The sequence below is a fragment of the Brevundimonas mediterranea genome, assembly GCF_011064825.1.
Lineage (GTDB): Bacteria > Pseudomonadota > Alphaproteobacteria > Caulobacterales > Caulobacteraceae > Brevundimonas > Brevundimonas mediterranea_A.
In genome coordinates this window covers 1,457,376-1,472,979 of record NZ_CP048751.1, presented here as the reverse complement: position 1 = coordinate 1,472,979, position 15,604 = coordinate 1,457,376, and the positions used below count along the sequence as shown (strand labels likewise).

Annotated in this window: 13 protein-coding genes; 10 read left to right on the top strand and 3 right to left on the bottom strand. The window is 69.4% G+C overall.

Going from position 1 to position 15,604, the window contains the following annotated elements:
- Positions 1 to 159: 159 nt before the first annotated feature.
- Positions 160 to 2,136: a potassium transporter Kup gene (locus GYM46_RS07185; RefSeq protein WP_035308235.1), complete on the top strand. Its 1,977-nt coding sequence runs from the start codon at positions 160 to 162 to the stop codon at positions 2,134 to 2,136.
- A 65-nt stretch (positions 2,137 to 2,201) separates the two neighbouring features.
- Complete coding sequence (locus GYM46_RS07180; RefSeq protein WP_008263228.1) at positions 2,202 to 3,539, top strand: RsmB/NOP family class I SAM-dependent RNA methyltransferase; 1,338 nt, start codon at positions 2,202 to 2,204, stop codon at positions 3,537 to 3,539.
- On the opposite strand, the gene rhuM is transcribed toward GYM46_RS07180, so the two are convergent.
- Complete coding sequence (gene rhuM, locus GYM46_RS07175; RefSeq protein WP_008260382.1) at positions 3,536 to 4,591, bottom strand: RhuM family protein; 1,056 nt, start codon at positions 4,589 to 4,591, stop codon at positions 3,536 to 3,538. The two genes, GYM46_RS07180 and rhuM, sit on opposite strands and share 4 nt — an antisense overlap.
- 102 nt (positions 4,592 to 4,693) lie before the next feature.
- On the opposite strand from rhuM, the gene rpe reads away from it, so the two are divergent.
- The 7 genes from rpe (at position 4,694) to GYM46_RS07140 (ending at position 12,990) form a co-directional block, all read left to right on the top strand.
- Positions 4,694 to 5,359, top strand: coding sequence for a ribulose-phosphate 3-epimerase (gene rpe, locus GYM46_RS07170; RefSeq protein WP_035308238.1), 666 nt, complete (start codon positions 4,694 to 4,696; stop codon positions 5,357 to 5,359).
- A complete protein-coding gene (locus tag GYM46_RS07165; protein ID WP_008264362.1) occupies positions 5,356 to 7,203 on the top strand; it encodes a heparinase II/III family protein in 1,848 nt (615 codons plus the stop codon). Before rpe ends, GYM46_RS07165 begins: the two co-directional genes overlap by 4 nt.
- Entirely contained in the window at positions 7,200 to 7,544 is a 345-nt protein-coding gene (locus GYM46_RS07160; protein ID WP_008264109.1) for a hypothetical protein, read from the top strand. Before GYM46_RS07165 ends, GYM46_RS07160 begins: the two co-directional genes overlap by 4 nt.
- An 81-nt stretch (positions 7,545 to 7,625) precedes the next feature.
- Positions 7,626 to 9,230, top strand: a complete 1,605-nt coding sequence (gene purH / locus GYM46_RS07155) for a bifunctional phosphoribosylaminoimidazolecarboxamide formyltransferase/IMP cyclohydrolase (RefSeq protein ID WP_008264416.1) — start codon at positions 7,626 to 7,628, stop codon at positions 9,228 to 9,230.
- Positions 9,231 to 9,243: 13 nt separating this feature from the next.
- On the top strand, positions 9,244 to 9,708 hold the full coding sequence (locus tag GYM46_RS07150; protein WP_008264417.1) for a GNAT family N-acetyltransferase: 465 nt from the start codon (positions 9,244 to 9,246) through the stop codon (positions 9,706 to 9,708).
- Positions 9,709 to 9,771: 63 nt separating this feature from the next.
- Complete coding sequence (locus GYM46_RS07145) at positions 9,772 to 10,671, top strand: dienelactone hydrolase family protein (protein ID WP_008264418.1); 900 nt, start codon at positions 9,772 to 9,774, stop codon at positions 10,669 to 10,671.
- Positions 10,672 to 10,908: 237 nt separating this feature from the next.
- Complete coding sequence (locus GYM46_RS07140; protein WP_232216199.1) at positions 10,909 to 12,990, top strand: S8 family peptidase; 2,082 nt, start codon at positions 10,909 to 10,911, stop codon at positions 12,988 to 12,990.
- 107 nt (positions 12,991 to 13,097) lie between these two features.
- Here the strand turns inward: GYM46_RS07140 and grpE are convergent, their stop codons facing one another.
- Positions 13,098 to 13,685, bottom strand: coding sequence for a nucleotide exchange factor GrpE (gene grpE / locus GYM46_RS07135; protein ID WP_369733886.1), 588 nt, complete (start codon positions 13,683 to 13,685; stop codon positions 13,098 to 13,100).
- Positions 13,686 to 13,729: 44 nt separating this feature from the next.
- Entirely contained in the window at positions 13,730 to 14,824 is a 1,095-nt protein-coding gene (hrcA, locus tag GYM46_RS07130) for a heat-inducible transcriptional repressor HrcA (protein ID WP_050771681.1), read from the bottom strand.
- A 53-nt stretch (positions 14,825 to 14,877) separates the two neighbouring features.
- Here hrcA and rph point away from each other — a divergent pair, with 53 nt between their 5' ends.
- Positions 14,878 to 15,603: a ribonuclease PH gene (gene rph / locus GYM46_RS07125; protein WP_008259300.1), complete on the top strand. Its 726-nt coding sequence runs from the start codon at positions 14,878 to 14,880 to the stop codon at positions 15,601 to 15,603.
- Position 15,604 lies beyond the last annotated feature (1 nt).

Genomic DNA, 15,604 nt, shown 5'->3' with positions numbered 1-15,604 from the left:
CCTGTAAGGAAAATAGGCGCTCCTGGACCGAATCACAAATCCTTGTGGTGCAAGGGGAAACCGAATCCCCGCGCCCACGATTGAAGCGGGCGCGGAATGGGCCTAAAGGCTCGCCGCTTTGAAGGGCTCGACCTGTCGTCGGAGACCCGGAGGATACGCATGGCCGGGGATACTCCCCACGACGCGGGCGCTCTCCCCGCCGCGTCGAACACGCCGGACAAACCCACCCACGCCACGGGACCCGAGTCCCACGCTCCAGGGGGCCAGATCGCCAAGCACGGCGGCTTCTGGGCCCTGACCCTGGGCGCGATCGGCGTGGTGTTCGGCGACATCGGCACCAGCCCGCTTTACGCCCTGCGTGAAGCCATCGCCCACGCCCAGTCGGGCGTCGGCGGCGACCTGGCCGTGATCGGCGTCGTCTCCCTGGCCTTCTGGGCCCTGATGGTGGTGGTGACGTTCAAATACGTCTTCTTCCTGATGCGCGCCGACAACAAGGGCGAAGGCGGCACCCTGTCGCTGATGGCCCTGGCCCAGTTCGCGGTCGGCCGGCGCAGCGCCTGGATCTTCATCCTGGGCGTCTGCGGCGCGGCCCTCTTCTATGGCGACGGCATCATCACGCCCGCCATTTCGGTTCTGTCGGCCGTCGAGGGCCTGCAGGACGCGCCGGGCCTGTCGGGCAAGCTCGATCCGTTCATCGTGCCGATCTCGGCCGGAATCCTGATCGCCCTGTTCATGGCCCAGTCGCGCGGCACCGCCAGCCTGGCCAAATATTTCGGCCCGATCACCGCCGTCTGGTTCCTGTGCCTGGGCGGGCTGGGCCTGTACCACATCTTCGACGACGTCAGCGTGCTGCGCGCCCTGTCGCCCCACTATGGCGTCATGCTGCTGTTGAAGGACGGTTTCCTGGGCTTCATCATCCTGGGCAGCGTCTTCCTGGCCGTGACCGGCGCGGAGGCCCTGTATGCGGACATGGGCCATTTCGGAAAGGCGCCGATCCGCATGGGCTGGCTGGCCTTCGTCCTGCCCTGCCTGACGCTGAACTATCTGGGCCAGGGCGCCCTGATCCTCGACAATCCCGGCTCGGCCGAAAACCCGTTCTGGAACATGGTGCCCGAGTTCGCCTACTGGCCCATGCTGATCCTGGCCACGGCCGCCACCGTCATCGCCTCTCAGGCCGTGATCACCGGCGCCTTCTCGGTCACCCAACAGGCTGTCCAGTTGGGCCTTCTGCCGCGCATCGACATCCGCAACACCTCCGAAACCCAGGCCGGCCAGATCTTCGTGCCGGCGGTCAACAGCTTCCTGATGATCGGGGTGCTGGTCTTGCTGGTCGTGTTCCAGAGCTCGCACAATCTGACCGCCGCCTATGGCGTGGCCGTCACGGGGACCATGCTGGTCAATACGCTGATGGCCTATTCGGTGATCCGCAAGGGCTGGAAATGGCCGATGTGGGCGGTGGCCGGGACCCTGGTTCCGTTCGCCTTCATCGACAGCGTCTTCCTGACCTCCAACCTGCTGAAGATCCCGGACGGCGCCTGGATGCCGTTGGTCCTGGGCGCCTGCCTAGTCCTGATCATGTGGACCTGGGTGCGCGGCACCCAGATCCTGACGGCCAAGACCCGCAAGGACAGCCTGCCGCTGAACGACCTGATCGAGATGCTTCAGGCCCGACCGCCGCACCGCGCGCCTGGCACCGCGATCTTCCTGACCAGCGATCCCGACGTGGCGCCGGTCGCCCTAATGCACAATCTCAAGCACAACAAGGTGTTGCACGAGAAGAACGTCATCCTGACCGTGCGCACCTCCGAACGGCCGCGCGTCAAGGAAGCCGACCGGGTGCGGATGGAGCCGATCAACGACGACTTCAAGAAGCTGACCATCACCTATGGCTTCATGGAGACGCCGAACGTGCCCCGCGCCCTGGGCCTGTGCCGCAAACAGGGGCTGAAGTTCGACATCATGTCGACCAGCTTCTTCCTGGGCCGCCGCTCGCTGATCCCGTCGGCGCGCCAGGGCATGCCCCTGTGGCAGGACCGGCTGTTCATCTTCCTGATGCGCAACGCCGCCAATCCGACCGACTTCTTCCATATCCCGCCCGGCCGTGTGGTCGAGCTGGGCGCGCAGGTGGCCGTATGAGTTCCGAAGGACGCGGTTCTGAAGGACGGGGCGGCGGTCACAGCTCACAGGCGCGCGGTCGCCGCATGGCGACCAAGGGCCGGCCGCGCCCGGCGCCGGTCGAGGTGGCGCAAGCTCCGTCGCAGGACGACATCGGCGTCGAGGCCCGGGTGGTGGCGGGCATCCTGCTGAACGCCGCGCTTGAGAAGCGCAACGGCCTGGACGAGGCCCTGTCCCAGCCCGCCGCCCGCGCGCTGGAGCCCGTCGACCGCGCCTTCGCCCGCGCCGTGGCCATGGCCGCCCTGCGTCGTCTGGGCGAGATCGACCAGATCCTGAACCGCCGTCTGCAGAAGTCGCCGCCCGAGGCGGTCCGCACCCTGATGCGCATCGCCCTGGCCCAGACCCTGGTGCTGGAGACCCCCGCCTTCGCCGCCGTGTCCACGGCCGTGAAGCTGGCCGAGCGCGATCCCAAGACCCGGCCCTACAAGAATCTGGTCAACGCCGTGCTGCGCGGCGTCGGCCGCGACGGCCCCGGCCTGACCACGGCTGAGAGCAATCTGCCCGACTGGATCGCCGCTCGCTGGAAGGCGACCTATGGCGAGGCCGCCCTCACCGGCCTGGCCCTGGCCGCCCGTGAGGAGCCGGCGACGGATCTCAGCCTCAAGCCCGGCGTCGATCCTGCCGCCGTGGCCGCCGCCGTCGAGGGCGAGGCGCTTGAGGGCGGCACCGTCCGCACCGGCCGTCGCGGCGACGTCGCGACCTGGCCCGGATTCGACGACGGCGACTGGTGGGTCCAGGACGCCGCCGCCGCCGTTCCGGGCCGTCTGCTGGGCGTCAAGCCCGGCGAGACCGCCCTGGACATGTGCGCCGCTCCTGGCGGCAAGACCCTGCAACTGGCCGCCGCCGGCGCCTCGGTTGTCGCCCTGGACCGCTCGGCCCCGCGCCTGAAGCGCCTCAGCCAGAATCTCGAGCGCACCGGCCTGACCGCCGAAGTGATCGCCGTCCCGGCCGAGGACTGGGAGGATGACCGCAGCTTCGACGCCGTGCTTCTGGACGCCCCCTGCACCGCCACAGGCACCTTCCGCCGCAACCCCGAAGTCCTGCGCGCCACCAAGCCGGCCGAGGTCGCCAAACTGGCCGACGTCCAGCACCGGCTGCTCGACGCCGCCGCCGAACGGGTCAAGCCGGGCGGCCGTCTGGTCTATTGCACCTGTTCCCTGGAGCGCGAGGAGGGCGAGACCCAGGTGATCGCCTTCCTGCGCCGCAACCCCGGTTTCCGCACCGTCGCGGCGGACCCTGCGGCCCTGGGCGCCCCGCCCGAGGCCCTGACGCCCGAAGGCTGGCTGCGCATCCTGCCGTCCATGTGGGCCGAACACGGCGGTCTGGACGGCTTCTTCGCCGCCAAGCTGGAACGGATCGCCTAGGGTTTTCGAGACGCGCGGTTCGACGCGGACAGGGTGTCGGCGGATTTGCGCAGTTCGGCGTAATCCCGCTCGATCCTCGCTTTTTCCTGCGCCTTCCGCTCGGCGTCGAAGGCCTTGTAGGCCGCCTTGGCGTAGCGGTCGGCGTCGTCTCGGGACACGCGCCCGCCGTCGGTAAGTACGACGCGGCCCAGCCCTTTCAACTGCGCATCCAGCAGGGCCGCCGCCTCGGCCATGGTCGTCAGACGGCTGGTCTCCAGCTGATCCTCGAAGATGGTCAGCAACAGGTCGGTCAGCCGGTTCAACTCCCGCACCTCGCCCGGCGCCAGGAAGTTCTTGGCCACGGTCGCATCGGCCGCGCCGATCCGTTCGCCCTTCCAGGTCTGCAAGCCCATGTCGGCCGCCGCCGGGTCTGCGCGCGCCACCAGCACCTCGGCGGGCGTCTGGCTTGTCACGGCGAAGCAGAGCTTGGCCTGGGTATTGCGATAGAAGGTTCGCCAAGCGTCCGACTTGGGGTCATAATCCTGGCACAGGCTGCAGATGCGTCGGATTTCCGCATAGAGATTCGCTTCCTCGCTGCGAATGTCGCGGATGATGTCGCGCAGTTCGCGGATGCGATCCTGCTCGCCACCAGCCTTCATCCGCTCGGCGTCGACGACGAAGCCGCGCGTGGCGAAGCGGATCAACACCGCCGTCGCCCAGCGACGAAACAGGGTCGCCTGCGCCGAACTGACCCGGTAGCCGACCGAGATCACCATATCGAGGCTGTAGGCCCTGACCATGCGATCTGCCGGCCCCTTAATTTGCATAAAATGCAAATCGGCGGCCTCGCCCAATTCGCCCTCTTCCAGAATGGCGGCGATGTGGCGCGAAATCACGGAGACGTCGCGGCCGAATAGGCCCGCGATCTGGGCCTGGCTCATCCACAGGGCGTCGCCGTCGAAGCGGATCTCGACCCGCGCCCCGTCATGGGCGCCATAGATCAGGAAGCGGTCGCCGGACCCGTCCTCGAACACTCGGACCGGTTCCGCGGCGGACAGGTCTTCCATCGACATCGGGGCTTCCAGGGTGGATTTGGCGTGAACAAGAGTAGAACACGGCGGATCGTCTTCGCCAAGCCGGTTGCTCGACCCGCCTCGCCGCCTTATCCCGTGGCCATGGCCCTCACCCCCCTGATCTGCCCGTCCATCCTCGCCAGCGATTTCGCGCGGCTGGGAGAAGAGGTCCGCGCGCTGGAAGCCGCGGGCGCCGACTGGATCCATGTCGATGTGATGGACGGTCATTTCGTGCCGAACATCACCCTGGGTCCGGACATCGTGAAGGCGATCCGTCCGCACACCAGCCTGCCGTTCGACGTGCACCTGATGGTGGCGCCGGTCGATCCCTGGCTGGAAGCCTACCGTGACGCCGGGGCCGACCTGCTGACCGTCCATCCCGAAAGCGGGCCGCACCTGCACCGCACCCTGGCCCGCATCCGCCAGCTGGGGGCCAAGGCCGGGGTGGTGTTCAATCCGGCCACCCCCCTGTCGATCCTCGAAGAGGTGGTCGATCTGGTGGACCTGGTGCTGATCATGTCGGTCAATCCCGGCTTCGGCGGACAGAAATTCATCGACAGTTCGCTGCGCAAGATCGCCGGCGCCCGCGCCATTCTGGACCGCGCCGGATCGACGGCCCATCTACAGGTGGACGGGGGCGTGACCTCGGCCAATGCGGCGGCCTGCGTCGCGGCCGGGGCCGACGCCCTGGTCGCCGGCTCCTTCGTGTTCAAGGGCGACTATGCGACCAATATCGCCGCCCTGAAGGCCGTCCCGGCCGCCGCGTGAGCCCGATCAGTCCCTTCGCCCCGCGCGGCGCCGAAGCCACGCCCGACGTGGCCTCGGGTCAGATCCCCGGCTTGGCCGGCGCGCCGGTGCGAACCCCGGTGCGGTCGGGCGAGACGGCGACTGGACCGGGCCTGTGGCCGGCCATCGCCGGACGCCTAGTCACCCGTCAACTGTGGATCGAGCTGTACGGCCTGCCGGGTTACAGCCTGACGCTGAGCCCGTTCCTGGGCGGGGGCAAGGTCACGGCCTTCGCGGCCACGCCGCGCGATTTCCGGCCGCACGATCCGGCGCCGGGCAAGAATCTGCTGGTCGGTCGTTTCGTTCTGGCCGGCGCCTCGATGGAGGTCGAGGCGCCGGCGGATCCGTGGAACCGCCCCAGCCCGTCGCGTCCCTTCGCCGTGGAACTCCATGCCTTCAACTGGCTGCCGGCCTTGATGGCCCAGGGGGAGCGGGGCGCGCGCGAGGCCTTGCGTCTGACGCTCGCCTGGGCGGACACCTTCGCGCGTTGGTCGCCCTTCGCCTGGGGTCCCGAAATTCTGCCGCGCCGGGTGATCAACCTGGCCTGCGCCGCCCGCAAGATGGGCGCGGTGGCGACCGAGGCCGAGCGGCTGAAACTGGCCGACAGCCTAGCGCGCCAGACCCGACAGCTGCTGCGCCCGCCCGGCGGCCTGGCGACCCGGGCCGAACGGTTGACGGCGGCGGCTGTCGGCGGCTGCGTCCTGGCCGGGGCGCCGGGTCAGGCCTTGCGGCGGCGCGCGCTGGGCGGCCTGACGAGCGCCTTGAAGACCACGGTCCTGGACGACGGCGGCCATGCGTCACGCAGTCCCGAGGCCGGGTTGGAGCTGTTGCTCGACCTGCTGACCCTGGACGACGCCCTGGCCCAGCTGTCCGAGCCGACGCCGGACGCCGTATCGGGCGCCATCGCCCGCCTGACGCAGGGCCTGCGGCTTCTGACCCTGCCCGACGGTCGCCTGGCCAGTTTCCAGGGCGGGGGACCGTCCACCGTCGCCCGTGTCGCCGCCGCCCGCGCCCATGACGAGACCGCCACGACCAAGGGCGATCCCGCTCATCCGCCGACCGGAACCGTCGCCGGCCTGGCGCGGATCGCCAGCCCCTTGCTGGCCATCGTCGCCGACGCCGCCTCGCCGGCCGGTGGCGCCTGGGGGGCGTCCGCCTGCGCCCAGCCGATGGCGCTGGAGATCGCCTGCGGCAAGGATCGGCTGGTGACCGGCTCCGGCTGGACCCCGCGGGCGACGGATCGTCAGGCCCTGCGGCTGACGCCCGGCCATTCGACCCTGACCCTGGGCGAGCGGTCGCTGAACGAACCGCTGGGCGGCTGGAAGGGCGAACTGCTGGGCCCGCGCCTGGTCGGGCCGCCGATCCATGTCACCACCGATCAGCGCGACGGCGACGGCGCCGTCTGGCTGGACATGGAGCATGACGGCTGGAACGAGGCCTTCGGCCTGAACCACCAGCGCCGCCTCTATCTGGACCAGCGGATGGACGAACTGCGCGCTGAGGAGAAGCTGTTCCCGACGCCGGGCCGCAAGGAGATGATCCGCCAGATCGCGGCCCCCTACGCCATCCGCTTCCATCTGGAGCCGGGGGTCCAGGCCTCGCTGGCGCGGGACCGTCGCTCGATCCTGCTGCGCGGCGCCTCGGGCCGGGGCTGGTGGTTCCGCACCGACGGCCCCGACGTGGCCATCGAACCCAGCGTCCATATCGACGCCGGCCTGACCCGCCGCTCGCTGCAGATCGTGGTGCGCGGCTCGGCCCGCACCGACAGCGAGAGCCGGATCCGCTGGAAGCTGAGCCCGGCGGGCGCGAGCGGTGATCCGACGTGACCGACGCCGGCCGCCTGCGGATCGTGCGCGGTCTGCATACGGCCATCTATATCGTCATGTCCGTGGCCTGTTTCGCCGTCCTCTACGCTGGGATTTCGGGGCGAAGCGGGCCGTGGCTTTACGTCGCCCTGACCCTGGTGGCCATTGAGGTCGTGGTCTTCGTCGGCTTCGGCCTGAAGTGCCCTCTGACGGCCGTCGCCGTCCGCTACGGCGCCCGCCCGGACGGCGCCTATGACACCTTCTTTCCCGAGCGATGCACGCGTCACACCTTTCGGGTCTTCGGTCCGTTGATCGCGCTTGGGCTGATCCTCAACGCGCTTCGCTGGTTCGGCCTGCTCTGATCCGTCCGCATACGGGGTGACGCACGGGCGCCCCGGTGCTAGACGCCGCGCCATCCTCCCCCAGCCTTTACGGACGCCGCCATGCCCGCCGCTCCCGACTTCCCGCCCGCCCCCGACCGGGTCAAGCCGCAACGCGCCCTGATCTCCCTGTCCGACAAGGCCGGGCTGGAAGACGCCGCCCGCACCCTGCACGACCTGGGCGTCGAACTGGTCTCGACCGGCGGCACCCGCGCGGCGATCGCCAAACTGGGCCTGCCGGTCAAGGACGTGGCCGACCTGACCGGCTTCCCCGAGATGATGGACGGTCGGGTCAAGACCCTGCACCCCGTCGTTCATGGCGGCCTTCTGGGCGTGCGCGACGCGGCAGACCACGCCCAGTCAATGATCGACCACGGCATCGGCGCCATCGATATCGTCTGGATCGACCTCTATCCGTTCGAGTCCACTGTTGCTGCGGGCGGCTCGTTCGAGGCGGCGGTCGAGAATATCGACATCGGCGGCCCGGCCATGATCCGTTCGGGCTCCAAGAACCACGGCTATGTCGCCGTCGCCGTCGACGGCGAGTCCATCGGCCTGATCCTCGAGGCGTTGAAGGCGGAGGGTTCGACCGATCTGGCTCTGCGCAAGCGGCTGGCCGCCCGCGCCTTCGCCCGCACCGCCGCCTATGACGCCGCCGTCTCCGGCTGGTTCGCAAGCCAGGTCGAGGACGCGGCCCCGGCCCGGAAGTCCATCGCCGGTTCTCTGGCCCAGACCCTGCGCTATGGTGAGAACCCGCACCAGACCGGCGCCTTCTACCGCACAGGCGAGGCCCGTCCCGGCGTGGCCCATGCGACCCAGGTCCAGGGGAAGGAGCTGGGCTACAACAATATCGCCGACGCCGACGCCGCCTATGAACTGGTCGCGGAGTTCGAGGCCCCGGCCGTGGTCATCGTCAAACACGCCAACCCCTGCGGCGTCGCGGTCGGCAAGGATCTGTCGGAAGCCTATGCCCGTGCGCTGGAATGCGACGCCGTCTCGGCCTTCGGCGGCGTGATCGCGGTCAACCGCCCGCTGAACGGCGACGACGCCCGCGCCATCACCGGCATCTTCACCGAGGTCGTCATCGCCCCCGGCGCTGACGACGAGGCCAAGGAAGTCTTTGCTTCGAAGAAGAACCTGCGCCTGCTGATCACCGACGGCCTGCCCGATCCGCACGGGCCGGGCGAGGTGTTCCGCTCGGTCGCCGGCGGCTTCCTGGTCCAGAGCCGCGACCGGTCGCTGATCAAGCCCGAAGACCTGAAGATCGTCACGCGCCGCCAGCCGACGCCGACCGAGATCCATGACATGCTGTTCGCCTTCACCGTGGCCAAACACGTCAAGTCCAACGCCATCGTCTACGCCAAGGACGGCCAGACCGCCGGCATTGGCGCCGGCCAGATGAACCGTCGCGACAGCGCCCGCATCGCCGCGATCCGCGCCAAGGAGGCCGGCGAGGCCAAGGGACTGGCCCATTCCCTGGCCCAGGGTTCGGCCTGCGCCTCGGAAGCCTTCTTCCCCTTCGCCGACGGCCTGCTGGAAGCCGTCGCGGCCGGCGCCACCGCGGTGATCCAGCCCGGCGGCTCGATGCGCGACGCCGAGGTCATCGCCGCCGCCGACGAGCAGGGCATCGCCATGGCCTTCACCGGGGTGCGGGTCTTCCGGCACTGAGGATCGACCCCGGATGATCCTTATCGAGGACGCCGACCCCGACCATGCCGACGCCAAAGTCCTGATCGCCGCCCTGTCCCAGCGACTGGCGGCGATCACGGGCTCCAGCGGCCAGGCCTCGTTCGACGAGGACGATGTTCGGGGGGCGGGCGCCGCCTTCCTACTGGCGCGGGACGAGCAGGGGCGGGCCATAGGCTGCGGCGCCCTGCGTCCGCTCCAGCCGGGCGTCGCCGAAATCAAGCGCATGTATGCGGGGGTCGCCGGACGGGGCGTGGGTTCCGCCGTGCTCGCGGCATTGGAGGCGAAGGCGAAAAGCCTCGGCTACGGCGAAATCCGGCTGGAAACGCGTCGCGTCAACACTTTGGCCGTGCGCTTCTATCTCCGCGCCGGCTATCGCGAAATTCCGCCCTATGGCCTCTATGTCGGCCGACCGGAGGCCGTCTGTTTCGCCAAACCAATCGGATCGACTTCCGCCTAAGTTGACTGGACGCTCCCGGCGCGCCGTGATGGTCTGCGGCTCCCCCGTTTCTGGAGCCGTCCCATGACCACCCTGATCCGTCCCGAAGGCCAGACCCCCGATGATCTGAAGCTGAGCCGCAGGGCGGTGGGCGCCCTGGGGGGGCTGCTCTTTTCGGGCTATGCGGTCGCGGCCCTGGCCAAGGAGGCCCGACCCATCACCACCGACGCCGCCGGGCTCGAGACCGCCGAGGTGACCTATCCGGCGCCGGACGGGATCGAACTGCCGGCCTATGTGGCGCGGCCGGCGGGCGAGGGGCCTTTTCCAGTCGTGGTGGTGGTGTCCGAGATCTTCGGCGTCCACGACTATATCAATGACATCTGCCGTCGCCTGGCCAAGCAGGGCTACGCCGCCATCGCCCCGGCCTTCTTCAACCGGGTCGAGGATCCGGCGCCCCTGTCCGACATGGGCCGGATCATGCAGATCGTCGGGGCGGCCGACTATGAGCAGGTGATGGGCGATCTGTCGGCGACCCTGGACTGGGCCAGTCAGCAGCTGTGGGCGCGGGACGGCAAGGTCGGGATCACCGGCTTCTGCTGGGGCGGCAAGGTGGTGTGGCAGGCGGCGGCGCGCTTCGCCGTCATCGGCGCCGGCGTGGCCTGGTACGGCCGTCTGGCGCCGGCCCCCGACGCGACGCCGGTGCAAATTTCATCCGGCCAGCCGTGGCCGGTCGATCTGGCCGATGACCTGAAGGCGCCCGTCCTGGGTCTGTACGGCGGCCAGGACCAGGGCATCCCCCTGGCCAGCGTCGAGCGGATGCGCGAGGCCCTGGCGCGAGCGGGCCAGACCGACAGCCGGATCATCGTCTATCCGGACGCGCCGCACGGCTTCCACGCCGACTACCGCGCCAGCTACGCCGAGGCGGACGCCCGGGACGCATGGGCGAAACTTCTGGCCCACCTCGACAAAGCGTTAAGGAGTTGAATTGCTACTGATGTGACGCATTGCTGAGGGCTCTGCGTCAGGGAGGGTGACATGGGCGGTTTGCGGTTAAGCCGGGCGGTTCTGCTGGGTGTAGGCCTGTTGTTTCTTCCCCTTGCGGCCTGTGGGGGCGGGGGAGGCGGCGGCGGGGGCGTCGTAACGCCCGTCGTGCCGCCACCACCGCCGCCTCCTCCTCCGCCGCCGCCTCCTCCGCCCCCTCCGCCGCCGCCGCCCCCTTCGGTGTCCTCCACCGAGTATCTGCGGAACTACGGCCTGGCCAATATGAAGGCCGAGGTCGGGTGGCAGACCGGCGCCACCGGAAACGGCGTCACGGTCGCTGTGGTCGATTCCGGCGTCAGCAACAGCCAGGCCGATCTGGTCGGGCGGATTTCCACCGCCTCGACCGACGTGGTTCCGGGCCGCAACACCCCCTATGTCGCGAACGACAGCCACGGAACCCTGGTGTCGGGGGTGATCGCCTCGAACTTCAACGGACTGGGTTCGGTCGGCGTGGCCTATGAATCGACCATACTGTCGATCCGCACCGACATCTCCGACTGTAAAGATGAGGACGACGACGTCTGTTTCAGCAGTTCAGACCTGGTCCGGGCCTTGGACTTCGCCGTGGCCAACGGGGTTAAGATCATCAACATGTCCCTGGGCGGCGACGGTCGGCTGGGCTCCGCCTTCGAGGCGGCCCTGTTGCGCGCGGTCGATTCCGGGGCGGTCATCGTCGCCTCGTCGGGCAATGACGGCGAGGCCAATCCCGGCTGGCCTGCGCAATATGCGGTGGATCCCCGGTTCTCCGGCTCTGTCATCGCCGTCGGTTCGCACGGCGAGACCAATGTCATGTCCAGCTTTTCGAACCGCGCGGGGGCCACGGCCGCCGCCTATATTTCCGCGCCGGGCGAGGACGTCATCACCGGCTGCGACGGGACCCGCTGCTGGCGGATCAACGGCACCTCCTTCTCGGCGCCCCATGTCTCGGGCGCCCTGGCCCTGCTGATGGACGCCTTCCCCAATCTTTCGGCGCGTCAGGCCCTGGCCATCCTTCTCGACACGGCGCGCGACGCCGGGGACGCAGGGACCGACATCGTCTACGGCCGGGGCTTGCTGGACTTGGCCAACGCCTTCCGGCCGGTGGGAACGAGCTCGACCCCGATGGCCGACGGAGGCTCCATCGTCGCCGAGACCGAGCCGGGCAGTTTCGTCGGCCCCGCCTTCGGCGACGCCTTCTCGCGCCAGACCGCCCTGGGGACCGTCCTGTTCGACGGTTATGACCGGATGTTCGCGGTCCAGCTGGGCGGGGCCTATCCGACCGCGCCCAGCCGCTCGTATCAGGCCGCGCCGTTCGCGCCGAGCCGGACGGCGACGACCCGGCTGGCCCTGCCGAACGGCGGCCGCCTGAACCTGACGGCGTCCCAGCCGGCCGAGACGCCCGAGCCCATCGCTGCGCGTTATGACCTGACCGACGCGCCCTGGCTGGGCGACGAACCCCGTCAGGAGGCCATGCTGGACCTGGAGATGGGCCGGCTGAGCTTCGCCACATGGCAGGGTCGAGGCGGGGCGCGGTCGCCCTTCGACGCGGCCGGCGACGGTTTCGCCGCCCTGGCCCAGGCGGATCATGCGGCGCGCGGCGCCCTGCGGTTCGGGTCGCTGACCCTTGCGGCCGAGAGCGGGGGCGGGGACCGGCGTATGCCGCTGAGGCGGGTCGAGGCGGAGGCTTCAAGCTACAGCCGCGCCACCCTGGCCTGGCGCGGCGCAGAAGGCGGCCTGTCCGTCAGCATCGGCGGCCTGGACGAGCGTCTGGGGCCCTTGGGGGCCTTTCTGCCCGGCGGATCGGACTTCGCCCTGCCGTCGCGCACCCGCTTCTATGCGGTGGGCGGCGACTGGACCCTGAGGCCCGGCCTGGCCCTGATCGGCGAGGCCGGCGTCGGCTCGACCCGGAGCGAGGGCCGGTTCCTGTCGATGGACCAGGCCGCGATCAGTTCGAACTGGCGTCTGGGCCTGCTGACAGGGTGTTCGGTGCTCTGCGACCGGATCAGCTTCACCCTGTCGCAGCCGCTGCGGATCGAAAGCGGCGCCTTCTCGGCCTGGCTGGCGGATGTGCCGGTCGAGTATTTCGACCCCCTGACCTATTCGCGCCGCAGCTTCTCGGCCACGCCGAGCGGTCGCCAGATCGATTTCATCCTGGGCGGCGAGCGGAGTCTGTGGGACGGCTCAAACCTGACGATCCAGGCCGTGGCCAGCCGTCAGCCGCGCCATGTTGCGGACGCCGCGCCGGAATTCGCCTTGATCGGCGGATGGCGGCGAAGGTTCTGAGGGGGGAGTGACTGGTGAATGGTGAGTCGTGGGCAAGAGGTGAGCGGCTTGCGGAGACACCGCAGCTCACTACTCACCCCTCACCCATCACCACTCACGTCCTGACATCAGGCCTTGCCGTCGAAGGCCTGGCCTTCGGGCGCGGGGGCTGCGCCATAGGGGTTGGCGCCCTGCGCGCCCGAGCCCTTGGCCGCGACCACGACCATGGCCGGGCGGATGGTGCGGCCGAACAGTTCGAAACCGGACTGCATGGTCTGGAGCACGGCGCCGCCGGGAACCGTGTCCGACGGCTGTTCGATCATGGCCTGGTGCAGATGGGGGTTGAAGGCCTCGCCGGCCTCGGGCGCGACGCGCTTCAGCCCATTGGTCTCGAACGCCTGCAGCAGGGCCTTCTGGGTCATTTCCAGACCGGTCACCAGGGCCACGGTCGGGCCGTCCGTGTCCTTGGGCGCAGCCATCAGGGCGCGCTCCAGATTGTCGGCCACGCCCAGCAGATCCTTGGCGAAGCGCTGGATGGCGAAGGCGCGGGCGTCGTTCTGCTGCGTCTCGGCGCGGCGCTTCAGGTTCTCCATCTCGGCGGCGACGCGCAGGGCGCGGTCCTTCCACTCGTCGCGTTCGGCGATGACGGCGTCCAGCGGCGCGAGATTGTCCGAGGGATCGGCGTCCAGGCCGTGTTCGGCGTTGGTTTCCGCCATATCGGCGTCCAGTTCGTTGAAGTCGTCGTTAAGGGGCTTGTCGCTCACTTGTCGTTCCCGTCCAGCATCCGGCCCAGCACCCGGGCGGTATAGTCCACCAACGGGATGACACGGGCGTAGTTCAATCTTGCGGGGCCTATGACGCCGATGGCGCCCAGGACCCGCTGTCGGCCGCTCATATAGGGCGCCGCGATCACGGCGGAACCCGAAAGTGAAAACAACCGCGTTTCGGCGCCGATGAAAATTCGCACCCCCTGCGCCGCATCCACCCCGTCCAGCAGGCCGATCAGCTGTTCCTTCTGCTCCAGGTCGTCGAACAGGACCCGCACCCGCTCCAGATCCGCCAGGCCCTCGCCGTCCTGCAACAGATTGGCGCGGCCCCGCACGATCAGGGCGCGCTCGCGGTCCGGGCCGCCGGACCAGGCGGCGAATCCGTCCTCGACCAGGCGGGCGGCGGTCTGGTCCAGTTCGCGCCGCGCGATCTCCAGTTCCTGGGTCATCTCGCGCTTGGCGTCGGCGAAGGGCCGGCCGCGCAGGCGGGCGTTGAGGAAGTTGGAGGCCTCCACCAGGGTGGAGGGCGTGACCCCGGCCGCCAGGGTCATGATCCGGTTCTCGACCGTGCCGTCGTCGGCGACGATGACCGCCAGGGCCTGATCCCCGCCCAGGGCGACGAACTCCACATGTTTGACGCCGGACTCGCGCACCGGGCTGGACACCACGCCCGCGCCGCCCGCCAGGCCCGACAACAGGTTCGACGCCTCGTCCAGGGCGGATTCGAAGTTGCGGCTGCGCCCGGCCAGCCGGCCGTCGATCTCGCGCCGCTCCTCCTTCGTCAGGTCGCCGACCTCCAGCAGGCCGTCGACGAACAGGCGCAGGCCCGCATGGGTGGGGATCCGCCCCGCCGATGTATGGGGCGCAGCCAGCAGCCCGGCCAGGGTCAGGTCCTGCATCGTATTGCGGATCGAGGCCGGCGACAGGGCGATCCCGCCCAGCGACAGGGTGCGCGATCCCACCGGCTCGCCCGTCTCCAGATAGGATTCGACGATGCGCCGGAAGATGTCGCGTGCGCGCGCATCCAGACCCGCCAGCCCCGCAAAGGACTGGGCGCCGTCGAAGGGCGGAGTTTTGGGGGCATACAGGCTCACGGTTTCAGGATAAGCACCGCAGCCCCCGCTTCCAAGGACTCATCTCAATGCGCCATTCGCAACGCACCGACGATCAACTGCGTCCCGTGACCATCGAGACCGGCGTCAACCGCTACGCCGAGGGCTCGTGCCTGATCACCTTCGGCCATACCAAGGTCCTGGTGACGGCCTCGGTCGAGGAGACCATCCCCGGCTGGATGCGCGGCAAGGGCCAAGGCTGGGTCACGGCCGAATACGGCATGCTGCCCCGCGCCACCCACACCCGCGGCCGCCGCGAGGCCGCCGCCGGCAAACAGACGGGCCGCACCCAGGAGATCCAGCGCCTGATCGGCCGCTCGCTCCGCGCCGTCGTCGATCTGAAGGCCCTGGGCGAGCGTCAGGTGGTGCTGGACTGCGACGTCATCCAGGCCGACGGCGGCACCCGCACCGCCTCCATCACCGGCGCCTGGGTCGCCATGGCCTCGGCCCTCAACTATCTGCGCGACGAAGGGGTGCTGAAGTCCGACCCGATCCTGGACCAGGTGGCGGCCGTCTCGTGCGGCGTCTGCGACGGCGTGCCGGTGCTGGACCTGGACTATGAAGAGGATTCCGAGGCCGAAGCCGATTCCAACTTCGTCCTGACCGGCGCGGGCCAGATCGTCGAGGTCCAGGCCACCGGCGAGAAGCGCGGCTTCTCCCGCGCCGAGTTCGACCGCCTCTTCTCCCTGGCCGAGATCGGCTGCACCGAACTGTTCGCCCTGCAAAAGGCTGCGCTGGAGGCGGTGCGCCGATAGG

Excerpts from the sequence above, each read along its gene's own strand:
- GYM46_RS07185 (WP_035308235.1), top strand. The coding sequence starts at position 160 with ATGGCCGGGGATACTCCCCACGACGCGGGCGCTCTCCCCGCCGCGTCG.
- GYM46_RS07180 (WP_008263228.1), top strand. The coding sequence starts at position 2,202 with ATGGCGACCAAGGGCCGGCCGCGCCCGGCGCCGGTCGAGGTGGCGCAA.
- purH (WP_008264416.1), top strand. The coding sequence starts at position 7,626 with ATGCCCGCCGCTCCCGACTTCCCGCCCGCCCCCGACCGGGTCAAGCCG.
- GYM46_RS07150 (WP_008264417.1), top strand. The coding sequence starts at position 9,244 with ATGATCCTTATCGAGGACGCCGACCCCGACCATGCCGACGCCAAAGTC.
- GYM46_RS07145 (WP_008264418.1), top strand. The coding sequence starts at position 9,772 with ATGACCACCCTGATCCGTCCCGAAGGCCAGACCCCCGATGATCTGAAG.
- rpe (WP_035308238.1), top strand. The coding sequence starts at position 4,694 with ATGGCCCTCACCCCCCTGATCTGCCCGTCCATCCTCGCCAGCGATTTC.
- rhuM (WP_008260382.1), bottom strand. The coding sequence starts at position 4,591 with ATGTCGATGGAAGACCTGTCCGCCGCGGAACCGGTCCGAGTGTTCGAG.
- rph (WP_008259300.1), top strand. The coding sequence starts at position 14,878 with ATGCGCCATTCGCAACGCACCGACGATCAACTGCGTCCCGTGACCATC.
- grpE (WP_369733886.1), bottom strand. The coding sequence starts at position 13,685 with ATGGCGGAAACCAACGCCGAACACGGCCTGGACGCCGATCCCTCGGAC.